Origin of the sequence: Pseudomonas moorei, from assembly GCF_042846945.1 — a bacterium.
In the GTDB taxonomy this organism is placed as follows: Bacteria; Pseudomonadota; Gammaproteobacteria; order Pseudomonadales; family Pseudomonadaceae; genus Aquipseudomonas; species Aquipseudomonas moorei.
In genome coordinates this window covers 1129930-1148040 of record NZ_AP035776.1, presented here as the reverse complement: position 1 = coordinate 1148040, position 18111 = coordinate 1129930, and the positions used below count along the sequence as shown (strand labels likewise).

The following is an 18111-nucleotide window of genomic DNA, read 5'->3' as shown; positions in this document are numbered from 1 at the left end:
GCTCCGGTGCTTCAATAAATCAAAACGGTAGTTGGAGATCAGGTGCAACACGCTTCAGTTGAACGTGGAATACGTCCTTGATGCGCTGCAATTCAGCCTCGTCATCGGCCTCGAAACGCAGCACCAGCACCGGTGTGGTGTTGGACGCGCGAACCAGGCCCCAGCCTTTGGCATAATCGACTCGCACGCCGTCAATGGTAGTCAGGTCAGCGCCTGAGCCCCACTGCGCGTCGTGCAGTGCATCAATGATGCTGAATTTGCTCTCTTCGGTCACATGGATATTGATTTCCGGCGTAGAAATATCATTCGGGAAGGTCGCGAACAGCTCTTCGGCCGATGATTTTTCCTTGCTGAGGATCTCCAGCAGTCGCGCGGCGCTGTAAATGCCATCGTCGAAACCGAACCAGCGCTCCTTGAAGAAGATGTGCCCGCTCATTTCGCCGGCCAGCAGGGCGCCGGATTGTTTCATTTTCTTCTTGATCAGCGAGTGACCGGTCTTCCACATCAACGGACGGCCACCGTATTCCTTGATCAGCGGGATCAGGCGACGGGTGCATTTGACGTCGAAGATGATTTCCGCGTCCGGGTTGCGCGCCACCACGTCGCGGGCGAACAGCATCAGCAGACGGTCCGGATAGACGATGCTGCCCGTGTTGGTCACCACGCCGACACGGTCACCGTCACCGTCGAAGGCCAGGCCGATGTCAGCGTTGGTTTCCTTGACCTTGGCGATCAGGTCGACGAGGTTTTCAGGCTTGCCCGGATCCGGATGGTGGTTCGGGAAGTTGCCGTCGACTTCGCAGAACAACGGAATGACTTCGCAGTTCAGCGCTTCGATCAGCTGCGGAGCGATCACACCGGCGGCGCCATTGCCGCAGTCCACGACCACTTTCAGGCGGCGGGCCAGTTTGATGTCCTGGACGATTTCGGTGGTGTAGCGATCGAGGATCTCGACCCGGGTGATGCTGCCTTGGCCGCTGCTCAGGTTGTTGGTCTTGAGACGTTCATGCAGTGCCTGGATCTGTTCGTTGGCCAAGGTATCGCCAGCAATGACGATTTTGAAGCCGTTGTAGTTCGATGGGTTGTGGCTGCCGGTCAGCATGACCCCGGATTTGCCGGCCAAAATGTTGGCGGCGTAGTACAGCGCTGGCGTTGGCACCAGGCCGATGTCGCTGACGTGGCAGCCGCTTTCAGCCAGGCCCTGAATCAGTTTTTCCACCAGCTCCGGGCCGGACAGGCGACCATCACGGCCAACGGATACATTGGGTTCGCCCTGCGCGAGGCTTTGTGCACCGATGGCGCGACCGAGCCAGTAGGCCGTTTCTGCGTTCAGAAATTCCGGGACGGTGCCGCGAATGTCATAGGCGCGGAAAATGCTGTCTGGGAACTTGGGGGCAATTTTGGCCGGGGTGCTCATCTGGGGGAAACTCCATCTCGAATGTGGCTGGACCTGCCTGCGTGTGACTCGGCAGACTCAAACTGAAGGGTATGACGGCGTTTTCCACAGAGAGTTCGTGGTGCGAAAAGGCCATCCTGGCGAAATTAGCGACTAATTGGTTGGCTAATGCCTTGATTTGGGCGGCCACCCTTCCCGTTGAGGCCGCTCAAAATGTATGGCGAGGATGCGTGGTCCCTCGCCTCGGGGACAGCCTATGAGATCAGTGGCTGCCTGAGTGACCGAAGCCACCCGTGCCACGTTGGGTTTCGACGAACTCTTCGACCATCTCGAAATGTGCCTGCACCACCGGTACCAGCACCAGTTGCGCCAGGCGTTCGCCCACGGCCATGGTGAAGTCGGTCTGGCCACGGTTCCAGCACGAAACCATCAGCGGACCCTGGTAATCAGAGTCGATCAGCCCCACCAGGTTGCCCAGCACGATACCGTGCTTATGGCCCAGGCCGGAGCGCGGCAGGATCAGTGCGGCGAGGTTCGGGTCGCCGATGTAGACCGACAGGCCGGTAGGGATCAGCACGGTTTCACCCGGCTTGATCACGATGTCCTGCTCCAGCATGGCGCGCAGGTCGAGGCCGGCGGAGCCCGGTGTGGCGTATTGCGGCAACGGGAATTCGGTACCGATGCGGGGGTCGAGGATCTTGGCTTGCAAAGCGTGCATGTAAATTAAACCTGGTTCAGACGTTCGGCGATAAAAGTGATCAGCTGGCGAGCAATCTTGCTCTTGCTGGTCTGGGCGAAAAGTGTGGCGTGAAGCTCGCGGTCGATCACGCTGCAGGCGTTTTCTTCGCTGTTGAAGCCAATGCTCGGGTTGGCGACGTCGTTGGCAACGATCAAATCGAGGTTCTTGTCCTTCAACTTGCGGGCAGCGTAGTCGAGCAGGTGTTCGGTTTCAGCGGCGAAACCGACACTGAACGGACGGTCGGGGCGTGTCGCGATGCTGGCCAGGATGTCCGGGTTACGCACCATTTGCAGCAACAAGCCGTCGCCGTTCGTAGGATCTTTCTTGAGTTTTTGTGGGGCGACTACTTCAGGGCGGTAATCCGCGACCGCCGCAGAGGCGATGAACAGGTCGCAGGGAATCGCGGCTTCGCAGGCGGCCAGCATGTCGCGGGCACTGACGACATCGATGCGTGTGACACGGTCCGGGGTCGGCAGATGCACGGGGCCGGTGATCAGCGTCACCCGAGCGCCGGCTTCAACAGCCGCTTCAGCCAGGGCGAAACCCATTTTTCCGGAGCTGTGATTGGTGATGTAGCGCACCGGGTCGATGTTTTCCTGGGTCGGGCCGGCGGTGATCAGCACGTGCTTGCCGGTCAGCGCCTGGCGCTGGAAGCAGTCGGCGGCGCACTGGGCCAGATCGGTGGCTTCGAGCATTCGGCCCAGACCGACGTCGCCGCAGGCCTGGCTGCCAGACGCCGGGCCAAAGACTTTCAAGTCGCGACTTTCGAGGGTTTGCAGGTTGGCCTGGGTTGCCGGATCGCGCCACATGGCCTGGTTCATCGCCGGGGCGACAGCGACGACTGCGTCGGTAGCCAGCACCAGGGTGGTCAGCAAATCATCGGCAATGCCTTGGGCCAGGCGGGCGATCAAGTCTGCGGTAGCGGGCGCGATCAGTACCAGATCGGCCCATTTCGCCAGCTCGATGTGGCCCATGGCGGCTTCGGCTGCCGGGTCCAGCAGATCCAGATGGACCGGATGCCCGGACAGGGCCTGCATGGTCAGCGGGGTGATGAACTCGGCGCCGCCACGGGTCATGACCACGCGCACTTCAGCACCCTGATCCATCAGGCGGCGAACCAGGTCGGCGCTCTTATAGGCAGCAATGCCGCCGCCGACGCCCAGAACAATGCGTTTCCGATACAGCCGCTGCATAGGCCTGCCTTTCAATTCGTTGATGACTGCTGGGCGATACCCCCTCCCCAGGAGTGAAATCGCCCGCAAAAAAGATGGGCTACGATATCACAGCGACCGCTATGGAACAGCGGCGCCCACAGACAGGGAGGTGCTATGAGTATTCGCAATTGGCCGGCGGCGGAACGGCCGCGGGAGAGATTACTGACGCTGGGAGCGGCGAGTCTTTCAGACGCCGAGTTGCTGGCGATTTTTTTACGAACTGGCGTATCCGGCAAAAGCGCGGTGGATCTGGCGCGGCATCTGCTGAGCCAGTTTGGCAGCTTGCGTGCATTGCTCGAGGCCGATCTGGTCACGTTCAGCCTGCATTTGGGACTTGGGCCCGCGAAATTCGCTCAGTTGCAGGCAGCGCAGGAAATGAGCAGGCGCCATTTGGCCGAGCGTGCGCGGCAAAAACCGGCACTGGAAAGCCCGCACGCCGTTCGCGAATATCTGAAATCGATGTTGCGCCACGAGCCGCATGAGGTGTTCGGCTGCCTGTTTCTGGATTCCAAACATCAGGTGCTGAGTTTCGAAGCGCTGTTTCGCGGTTCCATCGACAATACCAGTGTGCATCCGCGGGAGGTGGTCAAGCGTGCGCTGGCAAACAACGCCGCGGCGTTGATCCTCTGTCACAACCACCCGTCGGGCAATAGCGACCCCAGTCAGGCTGACCGGGTGCTGACCAGGCGCCTGCAAAAGGCGCTGGAGTTGATCGATGTACGAGTGCTTGATCACTTCATCATCGGTGATGGCGATCCACTGTCCATGGCCGAGTACGGTTGGATGTAAATGAGTGCGTAACACTGTAGGAGCGAGCTTGCTCGCGATGAACCCGTGAACGCCGCGGGGTGTCAGGTTGCCCGCTTTATCCTTGACGATCATCGCGAGCAAGCTTGCTCCTACAATTTGACCTTCGAAAAGTCCTGACGCCCAAACGGGCTGACCGAATAACCCTCAATCTCTTTGCGCGTCAGTGCGAACGCGGTCGGGTGGGCCAGCGGCAGCCAGAGTGCCTGTTGCTGGATCTGCGTCTGGGCCTGTTCATAGAGTTTGCTGCGTACACCTTGCTCGCCGGTGGTTTTGCCGGCACTGATCAGCTTGTCCAGATCCGCATTGCAATAGCGGGAGAAATTGGTGCCGGACTTCACCGCAGCGCAGGAAAACTGAGGTGTGAGGAAGTTGTCCGGGTCGCCGTTGTCGCCAGCCCAACCCATGAACAGCAGGTCGTGCTCACCGGCCTTGGCGCGGCGGATCAGTTCGCCCCATTCGATCACGCGGATCTCGGCCTGAATGCCGATTTCCGCGAGGTCAGATTGCAGCAGCTGAGCGCCGAGGCTCGGGTTCGGGTTCAGCAGGCTGCCGGTAGGGCGGGTCCAGATGGTGGTCTGGAAACCGTCCTTGAGCCCGGCCTTGGCCATCAATGCCTTGGCTTTCTCGACGTCATGCGGGTAGCCCGGCAGGTTTTTCGCGTAGCTCCAGGTATTGGGTGGGTACGGGCCGTTGGCTGCTTCGGCGGTGTCCTCGAACACGGCTTTGACGTAGTTGGCCTTGTCGAACGCAAGGTTGATCGCCTGGCGTACTTCCGGCTTGTCCAGCGGTGGATGTTGGCTGTTGATGCCGACGAATGCGGTCATGAACGCGTCAGTCTTTTCCACCTTCAGGGTCGGCTCTTTCAGCGCGGCCTGCACGTCCAGAGGTTTGGGCGACAGGGCGATCTGGCACTCATTGCGTCGCAGCTTCTGCAAGCGCACGTTGGCATCCGGGGTAATGGCGAAGATCAACGGGTCCACTGACGGCTTGCCGCCAAAGTAGTCCGGGTTGGCTTTGTAGCGAACCGAAGCATCCTTCTGGAAGCGTGTGAAAACGAACGGGCCGGTGCCGATTGGCTGGCTGTTGAGCTTGTCTGTGGTGCCGGCCTTCAACAATTTGTCGGCGTATTCGGCCGAGTAAATCGAGGCGAAACCCATGCTCAGGGTCGCGAGGAATGTCGAGTCCGGATGGTCCAGGGTGAAGCGCACGGTCAGCGGATCGAGGGCATCGATCTTCTTGATCAGTGCTGGCAATTGCATCGATTGCGCATGAGGAAAGCCACTCTGGGCAACCTGGTGCCACGGGTTGGCCGGGTCGAGCATGCGGTCGAAGCTGAATTTCACGTCTTCGGCGGTCAGCTCGCGGGTCGGGCTGAAATACTCGGTGCGGTGGAATTTCACCTGTGGGTGCAGCTTGAAGACGTAGATCAGGCCATCGGGGCTGACTTCCCAGCTGTCCGCCAGGCTGGCGACCACTTTGCCGCTGGCGGTATCGAAGTCCACCAGCCGGTTCATCAGTACGTCGGCCGAGGCATTGGTGGTGGTCAGCGAGTTGTATTGCACCACGTCGAACCCTTCCGGGCTGGCCTCGGTGCAGACGCTCAGGGCGGCGGCGAAGGCCTGTGGGCTCAGCAAAAACGGGGCGAGCAACAACGGTAGGGCAGCGAGGCGCATGGTCGGATTCCTTTACAGATCGAAGGCCCATCTGCAAGTGCAGTCTGGAAAAGGCTTACCCTAGTGGGCTCGATTGCAAATGACTATCCCCTTTTTGATTTTGAGGGGACCATAGGCGATTGATTTTGGTGGGCATCGGGCGCCAAACGGCAAGATGGGTGGGTTGGGCGGATTCTCTGCGACGAGCGGTCAAAATCGACGACAGCCTTTATCCAAGGCGGCTGGCGCCGGAAAAATGGGGTTTTTATCAACTCATCGCACACCGAATGTTGTTGCTCTCCAGTCTTTCTGGTATAAAGCAGCGCTCTTTTCTAGGGGCCCGGTTCCTTCGTTTGTAGGTGTAGCCGGTAAGACCCCTAAAGAAACGCGGCGCCTGGCGCCAAATGACTGAGAGATTAAGCGGCCAACCCATGCCGGGTTGGGCATGTGGTTTTAGAGGGCTGAGGCATGTCTAGAGTCTGTCAAGTTACCGGTAAGGGTCCGGTGACTGGGAATAACATTTCCCACGCAAACAACAAAACCCGTCGTCGTTTCCTGCCGAACCTGCAGCATCACCGCTTCTGGGTTGAAGAAGAGAAACGTTTCGTGCGTCTGCGCGTATCTGCCAAAGGCATGCGTATCATCGACAAGCGTGGCATCACTGCCGTGCTGGCCGAAATCCGCAAAGCTGGCAAGATCTAAGGGAGCTAATCATGCGTGAATTGATTCGTTTGATTTCGAGCGCCGGTACTGGTCACTTCTACACTACCGACAAGAACAAGCGTACTACCCCGGACAAAATCGAGATCAAGAAATTTGATCCAGTTGTTCGCAAGCACGTGATCTACAAAGAAGGCAAAATCAAGTAATTGATTTTCTCCTCTTACGAAAAAGGCCCATATCGCGAGATACGGGCCTTTTTTGTTGCCTGAGTTTTGTGGTGCTTGTCAGGGCCTTCGTACGGAGCAAGTCCGCTTCCACAGGTTCTGCGAACGACGCAGATCTCTGTGGGAGCGTGGCTTGCCCGCGATAGTGCCGGTCCAGACTATGGACGTCTTCAGGCCTTCTGTTCAAACGCCACATAAATCTTGCGGCACGGCTCCAGCACTTCCCAGGTGCCCCGGAACCCGGCCGGGATCACGAAGCGATCACCCGCGCGGACGGTTTTGCTGTTGCCATCGTTATCGCGCAGCACGGAAACGCCCTGAACGATTTCGCAGTATTCATGCTCGGTGAAGTTCACCAGCCACTGGCCAACGGCACCTTCCCACACGCCAGCATTCAATTGTCCGCAAGGGCTGTTGTAGTGGTTGTAGACCACTTGCTCGGGATCGCCCTTGAGCACTCTTGCCGGGTCTGGTCGATAGCGCTCGGGCTCGGTGGTGGCCTGGCCAAAGTCGACGATGTTCTGGATGCTCATTGTTGTATTCCCCAGTCATTGTTGGTATTGCCAAAGTCTATGTTTATTAAAATGAACATCGCAAGGCCGTTTGCCGGTGTTATGTCAAATATATTGAAACTTCACCTGCCGCTGGTTTAGGGTGGCGGTTGCCTTGGGCCGAAAGCAGGCTGGCCGGGCAGAATTCCTGACAGCGCCCGCGAAGATCGCGGGTGTCGTATTCAATAAGAGGAGGACACTCGCATGACCACCCTGACTCGTGCCGATTGGGAGCAGCGGGCTCGCGATCTGAAGATCGAAGGCCGCGCCTACATCAATGGCGAATACACCGATGCCGTCTCCAGCGAGACCTTCGAGTGCATCAGCCCGGTCGATGGCCGTCTGCTGGGCAAGATTGCCAGCTGTGATGCCGCCGATGCCCAGCGCGCTGTTGAAAACGCCCGTGCCACCTTCAATTCCGGTGTCTGGTCGCGCCTGGCGCCGACCAAACGCAAAGCCACCATGATCCGTTTTGCCGGCCTGCTGAAACAGCACGCCGAAGAGCTGGCCTTGCTTGAAACCCTGGACATGGGCAAGCCGATCAGCGACTCCCTGTACATCGACGTTCCCGGCGCGGCGCAAGCCCTCAGCTGGAGCGGCGAAGCCATCGACAAGATCTACGACGAAGTCGCGGCAACCCCGCACGATCAACTGGGCCTGGTGACTCGCGAGCCTGTCGGTGTTGTCGGCGCCATCGTGCCGTGGAACTTCCCGCTGATGATGGCGTGCTGGAAGCTCGGTCCGGCGCTGTCCACCGGTAACTCGGTGATCCTCAAACCGTCGGAAAAATCGCCGCTGACCGCCATCCGCATCGCTGCTTTGGCCGTCGAAGCCGGGATTCCGAAAGGCGTGCTCAACGTCCTGCCGGGTTACGGTCATACCGTCGGCAAGGCCCTGGCCCTGCATAACGACGTCGACACCTTGGTGTTCACCGGCTCGACCAAGATCGCCAAGCAACTGCTGATCTACTCCGGCGAATCGAACATGAAGCGCGTCTGGCTCGAAGCCGGCGGCAAGAGCCCGAACATCGTGTTCGCCGACGCGCCAAACCTGCAGGAGGCAGCTGAAGCCGCTGCGGGTGCTATCGCCTTCAACCAGGGCGAAGTCTGCACCGCCGGTTCGCGCCTGCTGGTGGAGCGTTCGATCAAGGACAAATTCCTGCCGCTGGTGATCGAAGCCCTGAAAACCTGGAAGCCGGGCAATCCGCTGGATCCGGCGACCAACGTCGGTGCACTGGTGGATACCCAGCAGATGAACACCGTGCTGTCCTACATCGAGTCCGGTCACACCGACGGCGCCAAACTGGTGGCCGGTGGTAAACGTATCCTCCAGGAAACCGGTGGTACCTACGTTGAGCCGACGATTTTCGACGGCGTGAGCAACGCGATGAAAATCGCCCAGGAAGAAATCTTCGGCCCGGTACTGTCGGTCATCACCTTCGACAGCGCCGAAGAAGCCGTCGCGATCGCCAACGACACTCCGTACGGTCTGGCCGCTGCAGTATGGACTTCCGACATTTCCAAGGCGCACCTGACCGCCCGTGCACTGCGTGCCGGTAGTGTGTGGGTCAACCAGTACGATGGCGGCGACATGACCGCACCGTTCGGTGGCTTCAAGCAGTCCGGCAACGGTCGCGACAAGTCGCTGCACGCGTTCGACAAGTACACCGAGCTGAAGGCGACCTGGATCAAGTTGTAAGTCGTTACAGGCGGCCTGTTGCAGAGCAGGCCTCCTGAACGAAGCAGATCCCTTGTGGGAGCGAGCCTGCTCGCGATAGCGGTGTGACAGTCGACGAACAAGTTGAATGTTGCTCCGTTAATCGCGAGCAGGCTCGCTCCCACAGTGTTTTGTGCCGTACATAAAAATTATCCACAGGAGCGTGGAACATGCGTTGGGCGACGTATTTCGCCGTGTTGGCGTCTGTCTTGAGTGTCGGTCTGGCCCTGGGTGTCAGCATGCCACTGGTGTCGTTTCGCGTGGAAAGCTGGGGTTACGGCTCGTTTGCCATTGGTGTGATGGCGGCGATGCCGGCCATCGGTGTACTGGTCGGGGCGAAAATTTCCAGTCGTCTGGCGGCGCGCTTCGGCACGGCCAACCTGATGCGCCTGTGCCTGTGGGCTGGAGCTTTTTCCATCGGCTTGCTGGCACTGTTGCCGAGCTACCCGATCTGGCTGGTACTGCGGCTGATGATCGGGGTGATCCTGACCCTCGTGTTCATCATCGGTGAAAGCTGGATCAACCAACTGGTGGTCGAGCAATGGCGTGGCCGTTTGGTAGCGCTGTATGGCAGCAGTTATGCGTTGAGTCAGCTGGCCGGACCGGTGTTGTTGGGCTTTCTTGGCACCGAGCACGATTATGGTTTTTGGGTCGGCGTCAGTCTGCTGATGGCGGCGCCGTTTCTGTTATTGGGCCGCAGCGGTGCCCCGAGCAGCGAGTCCAGCAGCGTGACTTTGAGGGATTTGCTCGAGTTCTGTCGGGGTCTGCCGGCGATTGCCTGGGCGGTGTCGCTGTTTGCTGCGTTCGAAGCAATGATCCTGACGCTGCTGCCGGTCTACTGCTTGCGCCAGGGTTTCACCACGGAAATCGCCCTGGCGATGGTCAGTACGGTGGTGGTCGGTGATGCCGTGCTGCAATTACCGATTGGTGCATTGGCCGATCGTCTGTCGCGGCGCGCGTTGTTCACCGGGTGCGCGGTGGTGCTGCTGGGGTCGAGTCTGGCCATCCCGTTGCTGATCGATACGCTGCTGATCTGGCCGTTGTGGGTATTGTTCGGCGCCAGCGCGGGCGGCTTGTTCACCTTGTCGCTGATTCTGATCGGCGAGCGTTATCGCGACGACGCGCTGGTCAGGGCCAACGCGCACATAGCGCAGTTATGGGGGATCGGCTGCCTGATCGGACCATTGTTGGCCGGTGCCGGCAGCCAGTGGATCAGCGGGCACGCCTTGCCGTTGCTGATGGCGGTGGGGGCGTTGGGCGTTTTGATCGTCGTTTCGCGCCAAGGGGCATTTGGCTCGGTTGCCGAGCCGGCCTAAACCCTGTGGGAGCAAGCTCCCGCAGGGTTACAACATCCGTTCCAGGCCAACCGTATTACTGAGCCAGGCATTGAAGTGTCGCCACCAACTGCCCGGCTCCCTGGTCAGGGTGTGCAGTTTGCCATTGTCTTCGGTGACCCAGACGAGCTGGTTTTTTTCCAGTTCAACTTTGTAGCTCAGGGGCGGCGCCATGCCTTGCAGCGCCAGTTCGCGCGCGTGTGCCGCGAGTTCCGGGCTGTCCACCAGTACCCCGACTTCGGTGTTCCACAACACCGAGCGCGGATCGAAGTTGAACGAGCCGATGAAGGCTTTCTGCTGGTCGAAAATGATCGCCTTGCTGTGCAGGCTGGAATCGGAGCCGCGATAGGATCGGCTGTAGAACAGTTTGGGGCCGCTGCCGCCTTCGCCCGGCTGGCGGCGCAACTCGAACAATTGCACGCCATGTTCCAGCAACGCCTTGCGATACGGTGCATAACCGCCATGCACCGCCGGTACGTCCGTCGCTTCCAGGGAGTTGGTCAGCAGTCGTACTGAAACCCCGGCATCGGCGCGCCCGGTCAAGTAGACCAGCCCTGGCTGACCCGGCACGAAATAAGCCGAGACCATGATCAACTCTTTGCTGACGCCATTGAGTTCGGGCGCCAATTGCGTGGTCAGCAGCAATTGAGGGTCTGGTTCACCATCCGCCAGCACCTTGCTTGGTGCATCCCACAACGCCTGGTTCCAGGCCCATACCAACTCTTTGCGCCAAATGTCCAGGCGCGGTTTGGTGGCGTAAGTCATCAGATGTTTATAGAGGGCGTGGTTCTCCTTTCGGGTTGCCTCCAGGGATTCTTCGAGCCGGGTCCGGGTGTTTTCCAGGTCCTTGGCGGTCGGTTTGCTGTATAGAAACCCATCGATCGGCTTGCTCAGGGCGCTGTTCCAGTACTGGTCGAAACTGTGGCCCAACTGCTCGGCGACCGGGCCCACGCCGAGCATGTCGATGTCGGTGAAGTTCAGGTTGGGTTCGGCATCGAAATACTCGTCACCCAGATTGCGGCCGCCCACGATGGCCATGCTGTTGTCGGCCAGCCACAGTTTGTTATGCATGCGCCGATGTTGCTGCGACAGGTTGAACAAGCGGCCCATGGTTCGCGTCACGCCAGTGCTGCGGCCCAGATTCAGCGGGTTGAACACGCGAATCTGGATCTGTGGATGCGCCGCCAGCGTGGCGATGGTGAAGTCCAGGCCGTCACTGGTGGTGTCGTCGATCAGAATACGCACGCGCACGCCACGGTCAGCGGCCTTGAGCAGTTCATTGGCCAGCATTCGTGTACTGATGCCGTCGTGAACGATGTAGTACTGCAAATCGAGGCTTCGTTGCGCGTTGCGGATCAGCTCGGCGCGCGCGGTGAAGGCTTCGGTGCTGTCGGAAAGCAGGCGAAAACCGGACTGCCCTTGATGGGGCGCTGCCTGGGCCAGGACCGAGCGACCAAATGCCGAGTCACTCGCTGGCAGCGCCTGGCTCGGTTCGCGCTGTACGTCGAGGCTGGCGCAACCACCGAGAAACGAGGCCAATACAAGAGCAAGCAGGGGCTTTGTGACTCTCACGTGGGATCGTTCCGATTGGCGGCAGGTCTTGGCATATGGACGTTGGTATCCGCAGAAAGGTCAGTCGTTGAGATTGCTGGTTTCGGCCAGCAATTGGATGGCCGCCGCACCGACCTTGCGTACCGCATCTTCGATCTGTGCTGTTGGTTTGGCAGCGTAGTTCATCCGCAGGCAATTGCGGTATTTGCCAGAGGCGGAAAAGATGCTGCCGACGGCAATCTGTACGCCCTGGTCGTGTAAGGCGCGATTCAGTTTCAGGGTGTCGAACCCTTCCGGCAGTTCAACCCACAGCATGAAGCTGCCTTGCGGACGACTGGCGCGCGTGCCGGCCGGAAAGTAGCGGGTGACCCAGTCGATCATGGCGTCGCGATTGCGCTGGTATTGCGTCCGCATCCGCCGCAAATGCGGTTCGAAATGGCCGCCCTTGAGGAATTCGGCGATGGCAATCTGTGGCTGTGGCGCCGTGGAGCCAGTGCTGATGTATTTCATGTGCAGCACCCGTTCCAGGTAACGACCGGGTGCCACCCAGCCGATGCGCAGGCCAGGTGCCAACGTCTTGGAAAATGAACTGCACAGTAAGACGCGACCGTCCTCGTCGAAGGATTTGATCGTACGCGGACGCGGATAGGTGTAGGACAGTTCGCCATACACATCATCCTCGATGATCGCCACGTCGAAACGCTGTGCGAGCGTCAACAGCCCGCGTTTTCGCGACTCCGGCATGATGTAGCCCAGCGGGTTGTTGCAGTTGGGGGTCAACTGTATGGCCTTGATCGGCCATTGTTCCAATGCCAGTTCCAGCGCTTCCAGGCTGATGCCGGTGAGCGGGTCAGTGGGGATTTCCAGGGCTTTCATGCCCAGGCCCTTGAGGGTCTGCATGGCGCCGTGGAAGCTGGGTGAGTCGACCGCCACGATGTCGCCCGGCTCGCAGATCGCCCGAATGCTGGTAGACAGCGCTTCATGGCAACCGGTTGTGACCACCAGATCGCCCGGGCTCAATTGGCAGCCGGAATCGAGCATCAGGCGTGCAATCTGTTCGCGCAGCTCGATATTGCCGTGGATGTTGTCGTAATACAGGCCGGGCATGTCCTGCCGCCGACTGATCCGCGCCAGATCACGCAACAACGGTTTCATGGTCGGGCTGGTGATGTCCGGCATGCCGCGACCCAGTTGCACCACATCCTTTCGCGGTACCGCGCGGATCAGTTCCAGCACCTGATCCCATTGGGAGATATCCACAGGGCGTTGAGCCGGGCGACCAATCGCCGGCAGTTCCGGCAACTCGCGACTGACCGGCACGAAATACCCGGATTTGGGTTTTGGCGTGGCCAGTCCGTTGTCTTCCAGCATGCGATAGGCCTGCTGCACCGTGCTCAGGCTGACCCCGTGCTCAATGCTCAGTGCCCGCACCGATGGCAGCCGGTCACCCGGGCGATAGAAGCCCTGTTCGATACGCGTGCCGAGCAATTCAGCGAGGTTCACATAAAGGGTCATGGCACTGCCTCGGTGCGGGTGATTCGGTAGACCAGTACAGATGCGGTAAAAATCGACAATTCAGTGCTTCGAACGGCAAATCTGTATGGAAATAATACATCAGTGTTGAATCTGTAATGCTTTTGCTCGCCCACGCATCATGGAATCTCTGGCTACCCAAGTAAACAGGAGCAATGAAAATGAACGGCTTGAGCGATGTGCGGCTGACGTTACACAGTCAGGAACTGGCGGCAGGGCAGAATAACGGTGCGCACAGGTCAGTCATGCGCAATGCACCGATGGGCCTGAGTCGCTGGGCTCTGTTCTGGCAGCGCCTGCACACACGCCAGGCGCTGCTGAGGCTGACACCCGAGCAGCTCAAGGATGTCGGGCTGACGCGTGAACAGGCGCGGGAGGAGGGGCTCAAGCCTTTCTGGCGGATCTGAGTTTTGCAGTGTTTTCTCCGGGCCTCTTCGCTGGCTTGCCAGCGAAGGCGCCAGGGATGACACCAAAGCCATATCAGACCCACTCTTTGAACCGATGCCACAACATCCCCAACGCCAGTAACGGCGAACGCAGATGCTTGCCGCCGGGGAAGGTGATGTGTGGCACCTTGGCGAACAGATCGAACCCACCGCTGTGCTGGCCGCTGATCGCTTCGGCCAGCAACTTGCCCGCCAGGTGCGTGGCATTCACGCCATGGCCGGAATAGGCCTGGGCGTAATACACATTCGGTTGGTCGTTGAGTCGACCGATTTGCGGCAAGCGGTTGGCGCCGATGCCGATCATGCCGCCCCATTGGTAATCGATTTTCACGTCGGCCAGCTGAGGGAATACATCCAGCATCTTTGGTCGCATGTAGGCGGCGATATCTTTCGGGTCTCGACCTGAGTAATGGCAGGCGCCGCCGAACAGCAAGCGTCGATCCGCCGAGAGCCGGTAGTAATCCAGCGCCACTCGCTGATCACAGGCCGCCATGTTCTGCGGCAGCAGGGCGTGCGCCTGCTCCTCGCTCAACGGTTCGGTGGCGATGATGTAACTGCCGGCGGGCAGCACTTTGCCGCTGAGGTGCGGGTTGAGTTGATTGAGGTATGCATTGCAGCCCAGCACCAATGTCCTGGCGCGGACCGAGCCTTGGGCGGAATGAACCTTGATCTCGGGGCCGTAATCGATTCGGGTAACTGCGGACTGTTCGAATAGTTTGACGCCCAATCGCAGGGCGGCAGCCGCTTCGCCCAGTGCCAGGTTCAACGGGTGCAGGTGCCCGGAACCCATGTCGACAAGACCGCCGACGTAGCGGTCGGAGCCCACCACCGTGTGCATTTCATGGGGTTGTACCAGGCGGGTTTCGTAGCGATAACCGAGGCTGCGCAGTTCTTCGGCGTCTTCGGCGAAGCCTTCGAGGTCGCGGGGTTTGTTGGCCAGGTCGCAGTAACCCCAGGTCAGGTCGCAGGGGATCTGAAATCGCTCGATGCGCTGTCGGACGATTTCCACCGCTTCCAGGCCCATGAGTTTCATCTGACGCACACCGTCCGCACCGATCACATTGGCGAATTGATCGAGGCCGTGCCCGACGCCGCGAATCAACTGCCCGCCATTGCGTCCGCTGGCGCCCCAGCCGATCTTGTGCGCTTCGAGCAACACCACGCTGAAGCCGCGTTCGGCCAGTTCAAGCGCCGTGTTCAATCCCGAGAACCCGCCACCGACCACGCACACGTCGGCCAGCACTTCGCCCTTGAGCAGCGGATACTCCGGCTGCGGCAAGCTGCTGGCGGCATAGTAGGAGGCGGTGTGCTGGTGGTTCGAGACAGGTTGCCGAGCACGAGCAGTCATCTACGTGATCCTGATACTTGTGTTTATAAAATTTGACGGAGCATAAGCCGGACCTTCGCAGACGGGCAACATTGGTCGGTTGCTGCTGTCTGGATCGGGGCTTTTACGTCAGAATCCCGCTCTATTCCGATATCGGTCACCGCTTCGATGAGCTGCAACAGTCAGAAAATCCGTACCCTTCGCCAGCAGATTCCCTCATTCGAGTGCGTCTCCGGCTGCCATGACTGCTGTGGCCCGGTGACAACCTCCCCGGAAGAAATGTCGCGCCTGCCGCGCAAGACCCGGGCCGAGCAGGACGCGGCGATGGAGGAACTCAACTGTGTGCACCTGGGACCGAACGGTTGCACGGTGTATGACGAGCGGCCGCTGATCTGCCGATTGTTCGGCACGACCAAGAGCTTGCCGTGCCCCAACGGGCGGGGGCCGGTGGAGCTGATTCATCCGCGGGTGGAGAAGCAGGTGTTCGAATACATGGCCAGTACACGGCAGGTGTTGGTTTAAACGGCGGTGTACTTCAGCGGAACTGAGCCGACCCTGTCGCGGGCAGACCCGCTTCCACAGGTCAGCGCAACACCTGTGGGAGCGGGCCTGAACAAACTGTAAGTTTCAATCCGGAATCGGCAAACTCAAGCTCTCTTTCACCTCTTCCATCACGATGTAACTCTTGGATTCGCGCACATGGGGCAGCTTGAGCAGGATGTCGCCCAGCAGCTTGCGGTACGAGGCCATCTCGGAAATCCGCGCTTTCACCAGATAGTCGAAATCCCCTGACACCAGATGGCATTCCAGCACGTGGGGCAGCTTCAGCACTGCGCGTCGGAACTCTTCGAAAGTGTCGCCGGATTTGTAGTCGAGACTGATCTCGACGAACACCAGAAGACTTCCCTTGAGGTGTTGCGGATTGAGCCGCGCGTTGTAGCCCATGATGATCCCTTCGCGCTCCAGGCGCCGCACCCGTTCGGTACAGGGCGTGGTCGAGAGCCCGACCTTCTCCCCCAACTCGGTGAAGGAAATACGTCCGTCCGCTTGCAGGATCCGCAGAATGTTGCGGTCGATCTTGTCCAGCTCACGTTTGGTTTGAGTGTTGGTACGCATAGGGGATGCGCCTCCGTGAAAAGGGTTTTTGCCGAGAATTGTCGCCAAATATAGGCGCTTATATAGTGAAAATCACTGGCTATTCTTTTTTACACTGCGCACATCTAAAGCTCTGAACAACAAACGTCAGCGGTTAGCCGCGATGAGGGATATGAAAATGCGCGTTATGGTCTTGGGTAGCGGCGTCATCGGCACCACCAGTGCTTACTATCTGGCCCGTGCCGGGTTTGAAGTGGTGGTCGTCGACCGGCAGCCAGCTGCCGCGATGGAGACCAGTTTCGCCAACGCCGGCCAGGTTTCGCCCGGTTATGCCTCGCCGTGGGCCGCACCGGGCGTGCCGCTCAAAGCCATCAAGTGGCTGTTGCAGCGCCACGCGCCGCTGGCGATCAAAGCCACTGGCGACATCGATCAATACCTGTGGATGGCGCAAATGCTGCGCAACTGCACCGCCAGCCGTTACGCGGTGAACAAGGAGCGCATGGTCCGTCTGTCCGAGTACAGCCGTGACTGCCTCGACGAACTGCGCGCCGAAACCGGCATTGCCTACGAAGGCCGCAGCCTCGGCACGACTCAATTGTTCCGCACCCAGGCCCAGCTCGACGGCGCAGCGAAAGACATCGCCGTGTTGAAAGAGTCTGGCGTGCCGTTCGAACTGCTCGACCGCGCAGGCATTGCCCGCGTTGAGCCGGCCCTGGCGAGTGTCACCGACATCCTCGCCGGTGCCTTGCGCCTGCCGAACGACCAGACCGGCGACTGCCAGATGTTCACCACCAAGCTTGCAGAGATGGCCGCGAACCTCGGCGTGCAATTCCGCTTCGGTCAGGACATCCAGCGCCTGGACTTCGCCGGCGATCGCATCAACGGTGTATGGATCGACGGCAAGCTGGAAACCGCTGACCGTTACGTCCTGGCACTCGGCAGCTACTCGCCGCAATTGCTCAAGCCTCTGGGCATCAAGGCCCCGGTGTATCCGCTCAAGGGTTACTCCCTGACCGTGCCGATCACCAACCCGGCCATGGCCCCGACCTCGACCATTCTCGACGAGACCTACAAGGTCGCGATCACCCGTTTCGACAACCGCATCCGCGTCGGCGGCATGGCTGAAATCGCCGGTTTTGACCTGTCGCTGAACCCGCGTCGGCGCGAAACCCTGGAGATGATCGTCAACGACCTCTATCCTCAGGGCGGCAATCTGGCCGAGGCCAGCTTCTGGACCGGCCTGCGTCCGACCACTCCGGATGGCACGCCAATTGTTGGTGCCACGCCGTTCAAGAATCTGTTCCTGAACACCGGTCACGGCACCCTGGGCTGGACCATGGCTTGTGGCTCCGGCCGCTTGCTGGCTGATCTGATGGCGAAGAAAAAGCCGCAAATCAGCGCCGAAGGCCTCGATATTTCCCGTTATGGCAACAAAACTCAGGAGTCCGCAAAGCATGTCAATCCAGCGCCAGCTCACCAATGAGCGCATGAGTCAGATCGTCACCCACAACGGCACGGTGTATCTGGCCGGACAGGTTGGCGACGACATAAACGCCGGGATTGAACAGCAGACCCGTGAAGCCCTCGCCAACATCGAGCGTTTGCTCGATCTGGCCGGGACCGACAAAAACCGTCTGCTGTCGGTGACGATTTACCTGAAAGACATCGATGCACACTTCGCCGGCATGAATGCCGTCTGGGACCAGTGGTTGCCCAAAGGCGTCGCACCGGCCCGCGCCACCGTTGAAGCGAAGCTGTGCGAACCGGAAATCCTGGTGGAGCTGTCGGTTGTAGCCGCTCTGCCATAAGCAACTCAGAAAGATCCCTCTCCCGGCGCGACTGGCGGCTAACGTCATCAGC

At 59.7% G+C, this 18111-nt stretch carries 17 protein-coding genes and 1 pseudogene; 9 read left to right on the top strand and 9 right to left on the bottom strand.

The annotated features are described in order from the left end of the window. Positions 1–19 precede the first annotated feature (19 nt). The 3 genes and pseudogenes from ACGJAX_RS05465 to coaBC form a co-directional block, all read right to left on the bottom strand. Positions 20–1423 (bottom strand): annotated as a pseudogene (locus ACGJAX_RS05465) (phosphomannomutase/phosphoglucomutase); the annotation flags it as partial. Between the two features lie 235 nt (positions 1424–1658). Then, a complete protein-coding gene (dut, locus tag ACGJAX_RS05460; protein ID WP_047535088.1) occupies positions 1659–2114 on the bottom strand; it encodes a dUTP diphosphatase in 456 nt (151 codons plus the stop codon). A gap of 5 nt (positions 2115–2119) precedes the next feature. Beyond that, positions 2120–3328 (bottom strand): bifunctional phosphopantothenoylcysteine decarboxylase/phosphopantothenate--cysteine ligase CoaBC, encoded by a 1209-nt coding sequence (gene coaBC, locus ACGJAX_RS05455; protein WP_090326620.1) that lies wholly within the window; start codon positions 3326–3328, stop codon positions 2120–2122. Between the two features lie 135 nt (positions 3329–3463). Between coaBC and radC the strand changes: the two genes are divergently transcribed. Next, on the top strand, positions 3464–4138 hold the full coding sequence (radC, locus tag ACGJAX_RS05450; RefSeq protein WP_247255282.1) for a DNA repair protein RadC: 675 nt from the start codon (positions 3464–3466) through the stop codon (positions 4136–4138). A 110-nt stretch (positions 4139–4248) separates the two neighbouring features. Here the strand turns inward: radC and ACGJAX_RS05445 are convergent, their stop codons facing one another. Continuing rightward, entirely contained in the window at positions 4249–5832 is a 1584-nt protein-coding gene (locus ACGJAX_RS05445; RefSeq protein WP_390957743.1) for an ABC transporter substrate-binding protein, read from the bottom strand. 447 nt (positions 5833–6279) lie between these two features. Between ACGJAX_RS05445 and rpmB the strand changes: the two genes are divergently transcribed. Next, entirely contained in the window at positions 6280–6513 is a 234-nt protein-coding gene (gene rpmB, locus ACGJAX_RS05440; RefSeq protein WP_034147715.1) for a 50S ribosomal protein L28, read from the top strand. A gap of 11 nt (positions 6514–6524) precedes the next feature. Next, positions 6525–6680, top strand: a complete 156-nt coding sequence (gene rpmG / locus ACGJAX_RS05435; protein ID WP_007894709.1) for a 50S ribosomal protein L33 — start codon at positions 6525–6527, stop codon at positions 6678–6680. Between the two features lie 188 nt (positions 6681–6868). On the opposite strand, the gene ACGJAX_RS05430 is transcribed toward rpmG, so the two are convergent. After that, positions 6869–7231, bottom strand: coding sequence for a cupin domain-containing protein (locus ACGJAX_RS05430; RefSeq protein WP_390957740.1), 363 nt, complete (start codon positions 7229–7231; stop codon positions 6869–6871). 222 nt (positions 7232–7453) lie between these two features. On the opposite strand from ACGJAX_RS05430, the gene ACGJAX_RS05425 reads away from it, so the two are divergent. Both ACGJAX_RS05425 and ACGJAX_RS05420 read left to right on the top strand, forming a co-directional pair. Then, a complete protein-coding gene (locus ACGJAX_RS05425) occupies positions 7454–8947 on the top strand; it encodes an aldehyde dehydrogenase (protein ID WP_247255285.1) in 1494 nt (497 codons plus the stop codon). 188 nt (positions 8948–9135) lie between these two features. After that, entirely contained in the window at positions 9136–10281 is a 1146-nt protein-coding gene (locus tag ACGJAX_RS05420) for an MFS transporter (RefSeq protein ID WP_390957738.1), read from the top strand. A gap of 27 nt (positions 10282–10308) precedes the next feature. On the opposite strand, the gene ACGJAX_RS05415 is transcribed toward ACGJAX_RS05420, so the two are convergent. Continuing rightward, complete coding sequence (locus tag ACGJAX_RS05415) at positions 10309–11871, bottom strand: phospholipase D family protein (protein WP_090326601.1); 1563 nt, start codon at positions 11869–11871, stop codon at positions 10309–10311. A 60-nt stretch (positions 11872–11931) separates the two neighbouring features. Beyond that, a complete protein-coding gene (locus ACGJAX_RS05410; RefSeq protein WP_090326599.1) occupies positions 11932–13365 on the bottom strand; it encodes a PLP-dependent aminotransferase family protein in 1434 nt (477 codons plus the stop codon). 179 nt (positions 13366–13544) lie between these two features. Between ACGJAX_RS05410 and ACGJAX_RS05405 the strand changes: the two genes are divergently transcribed. After that, positions 13545–13790 (top strand): DUF1127 domain-containing protein, encoded by a 246-nt coding sequence (locus ACGJAX_RS05405; protein WP_090326597.1) that lies wholly within the window; start codon positions 13545–13547, stop codon positions 13788–13790. 73 nt (positions 13791–13863) lie between these two features. Here ACGJAX_RS05405 and ACGJAX_RS05400 read toward each other — a convergent pair whose 3' ends face one another. Then, positions 13864–15177, bottom strand: coding sequence for an FAD-dependent oxidoreductase (locus ACGJAX_RS05400; RefSeq protein WP_390957735.1), 1314 nt, complete (start codon positions 15175–15177; stop codon positions 13864–13866). 147 nt (positions 15178–15324) lie between these two features. On the opposite strand from ACGJAX_RS05400, the gene ACGJAX_RS05395 reads away from it, so the two are divergent. Continuing rightward, positions 15325–15678: a YkgJ family cysteine cluster protein gene (locus ACGJAX_RS05395; RefSeq protein ID WP_390957733.1), complete on the top strand. Its 354-nt coding sequence runs from the start codon at positions 15325–15327 to the stop codon at positions 15676–15678. A 105-nt stretch (positions 15679–15783) separates the two neighbouring features. Here the strand turns inward: ACGJAX_RS05395 and ACGJAX_RS05390 are convergent, their stop codons facing one another. After that, positions 15784–16272 (bottom strand): Lrp/AsnC ligand binding domain-containing protein, encoded by a 489-nt coding sequence (locus ACGJAX_RS05390; protein WP_003177284.1) that lies wholly within the window; start codon positions 16270–16272, stop codon positions 15784–15786. A gap of 157 nt (positions 16273–16429) precedes the next feature. Between ACGJAX_RS05390 and dadA the strand changes: the two genes are divergently transcribed. Together dadA and ACGJAX_RS05380 are read left to right on the top strand one after the other, a co-directional pair. Then, positions 16430–17734, top strand: coding sequence for a D-amino acid dehydrogenase (gene dadA, locus ACGJAX_RS05385; protein WP_090327608.1), 1305 nt, complete (start codon positions 16430–16432; stop codon positions 17732–17734). After that, on the top strand, positions 17706–18059 hold the full coding sequence (locus tag ACGJAX_RS05380) for a Rid family hydrolase (RefSeq protein ID WP_390957731.1): 354 nt from the start codon (positions 17706–17708) through the stop codon (positions 18057–18059). The genes dadA and ACGJAX_RS05380 overlap by 29 nt, the downstream gene beginning before the upstream one ends. Positions 18060–18111 lie beyond the last annotated feature (52 nt).

Excerpts from the sequence above, each read along its gene's own strand:
- dut (WP_047535088.1), bottom strand. The coding sequence starts at position 2,114 with ATGCACGCTTTGCAAGCCAAGATCCTCGACCCCCGCATCGGTACCGAA.
- coaBC (WP_090326620.1), bottom strand. The coding sequence starts at position 3,328 with ATGCAGCGGCTGTATCGGAAACGCATTGTTCTGGGCGTCGGCGGCGGC.
- radC (WP_247255282.1), top strand. The coding sequence starts at position 3,464 with ATGAGTATTCGCAATTGGCCGGCGGCGGAACGGCCGCGGGAGAGATTA.
- ACGJAX_RS05445 (WP_390957743.1), bottom strand. The coding sequence starts at position 5,832 with ATGCGCCTCGCTGCCCTACCGTTGTTGCTCGCCCCGTTTTTGCTGAGC.
- rpmB (WP_034147715.1), top strand. The coding sequence starts at position 6,280 with ATGTCTAGAGTCTGTCAAGTTACCGGTAAGGGTCCGGTGACTGGGAAT.
- rpmG (WP_007894709.1), top strand. The coding sequence starts at position 6,525 with ATGCGTGAATTGATTCGTTTGATTTCGAGCGCCGGTACTGGTCACTTC.
- ACGJAX_RS05430 (WP_390957740.1), bottom strand. The coding sequence starts at position 7,231 with ATGAGCATCCAGAACATCGTCGACTTTGGCCAGGCCACCACCGAGCCC.
- ACGJAX_RS05425 (WP_247255285.1), top strand. The coding sequence starts at position 7,454 with ATGACCACCCTGACTCGTGCCGATTGGGAGCAGCGGGCTCGCGATCTG.
- ACGJAX_RS05420 (WP_390957738.1), top strand. The coding sequence starts at position 9,136 with ATGCGTTGGGCGACGTATTTCGCCGTGTTGGCGTCTGTCTTGAGTGTC.
- ACGJAX_RS05410 (WP_090326599.1), bottom strand. The coding sequence starts at position 13,365 with ATGACCCTTTATGTGAACCTCGCTGAATTGCTCGGCACGCGTATCGAA.
- ACGJAX_RS05405 (WP_090326597.1), top strand. The coding sequence starts at position 13,545 with ATGAACGGCTTGAGCGATGTGCGGCTGACGTTACACAGTCAGGAACTG.
- ACGJAX_RS05400 (WP_390957735.1), bottom strand. The coding sequence starts at position 15,177 with ATGACTGCTCGTGCTCGGCAACCTGTCTCGAACCACCAGCACACCGCC.
- ACGJAX_RS05395 (WP_390957733.1), top strand. The coding sequence starts at position 15,325 with ATGAGCTGCAACAGTCAGAAAATCCGTACCCTTCGCCAGCAGATTCCC.
- ACGJAX_RS05390 (WP_003177284.1), bottom strand. The coding sequence starts at position 16,272 with ATGCGTACCAACACTCAAACCAAACGTGAGCTGGACAAGATCGACCGC.
- dadA (WP_090327608.1), top strand. The coding sequence starts at position 16,430 with ATGCGCGTTATGGTCTTGGGTAGCGGCGTCATCGGCACCACCAGTGCT.
- ACGJAX_RS05380 (WP_390957731.1), top strand. The coding sequence starts at position 17,706 with ATGTCAATCCAGCGCCAGCTCACCAATGAGCGCATGAGTCAGATCGTC.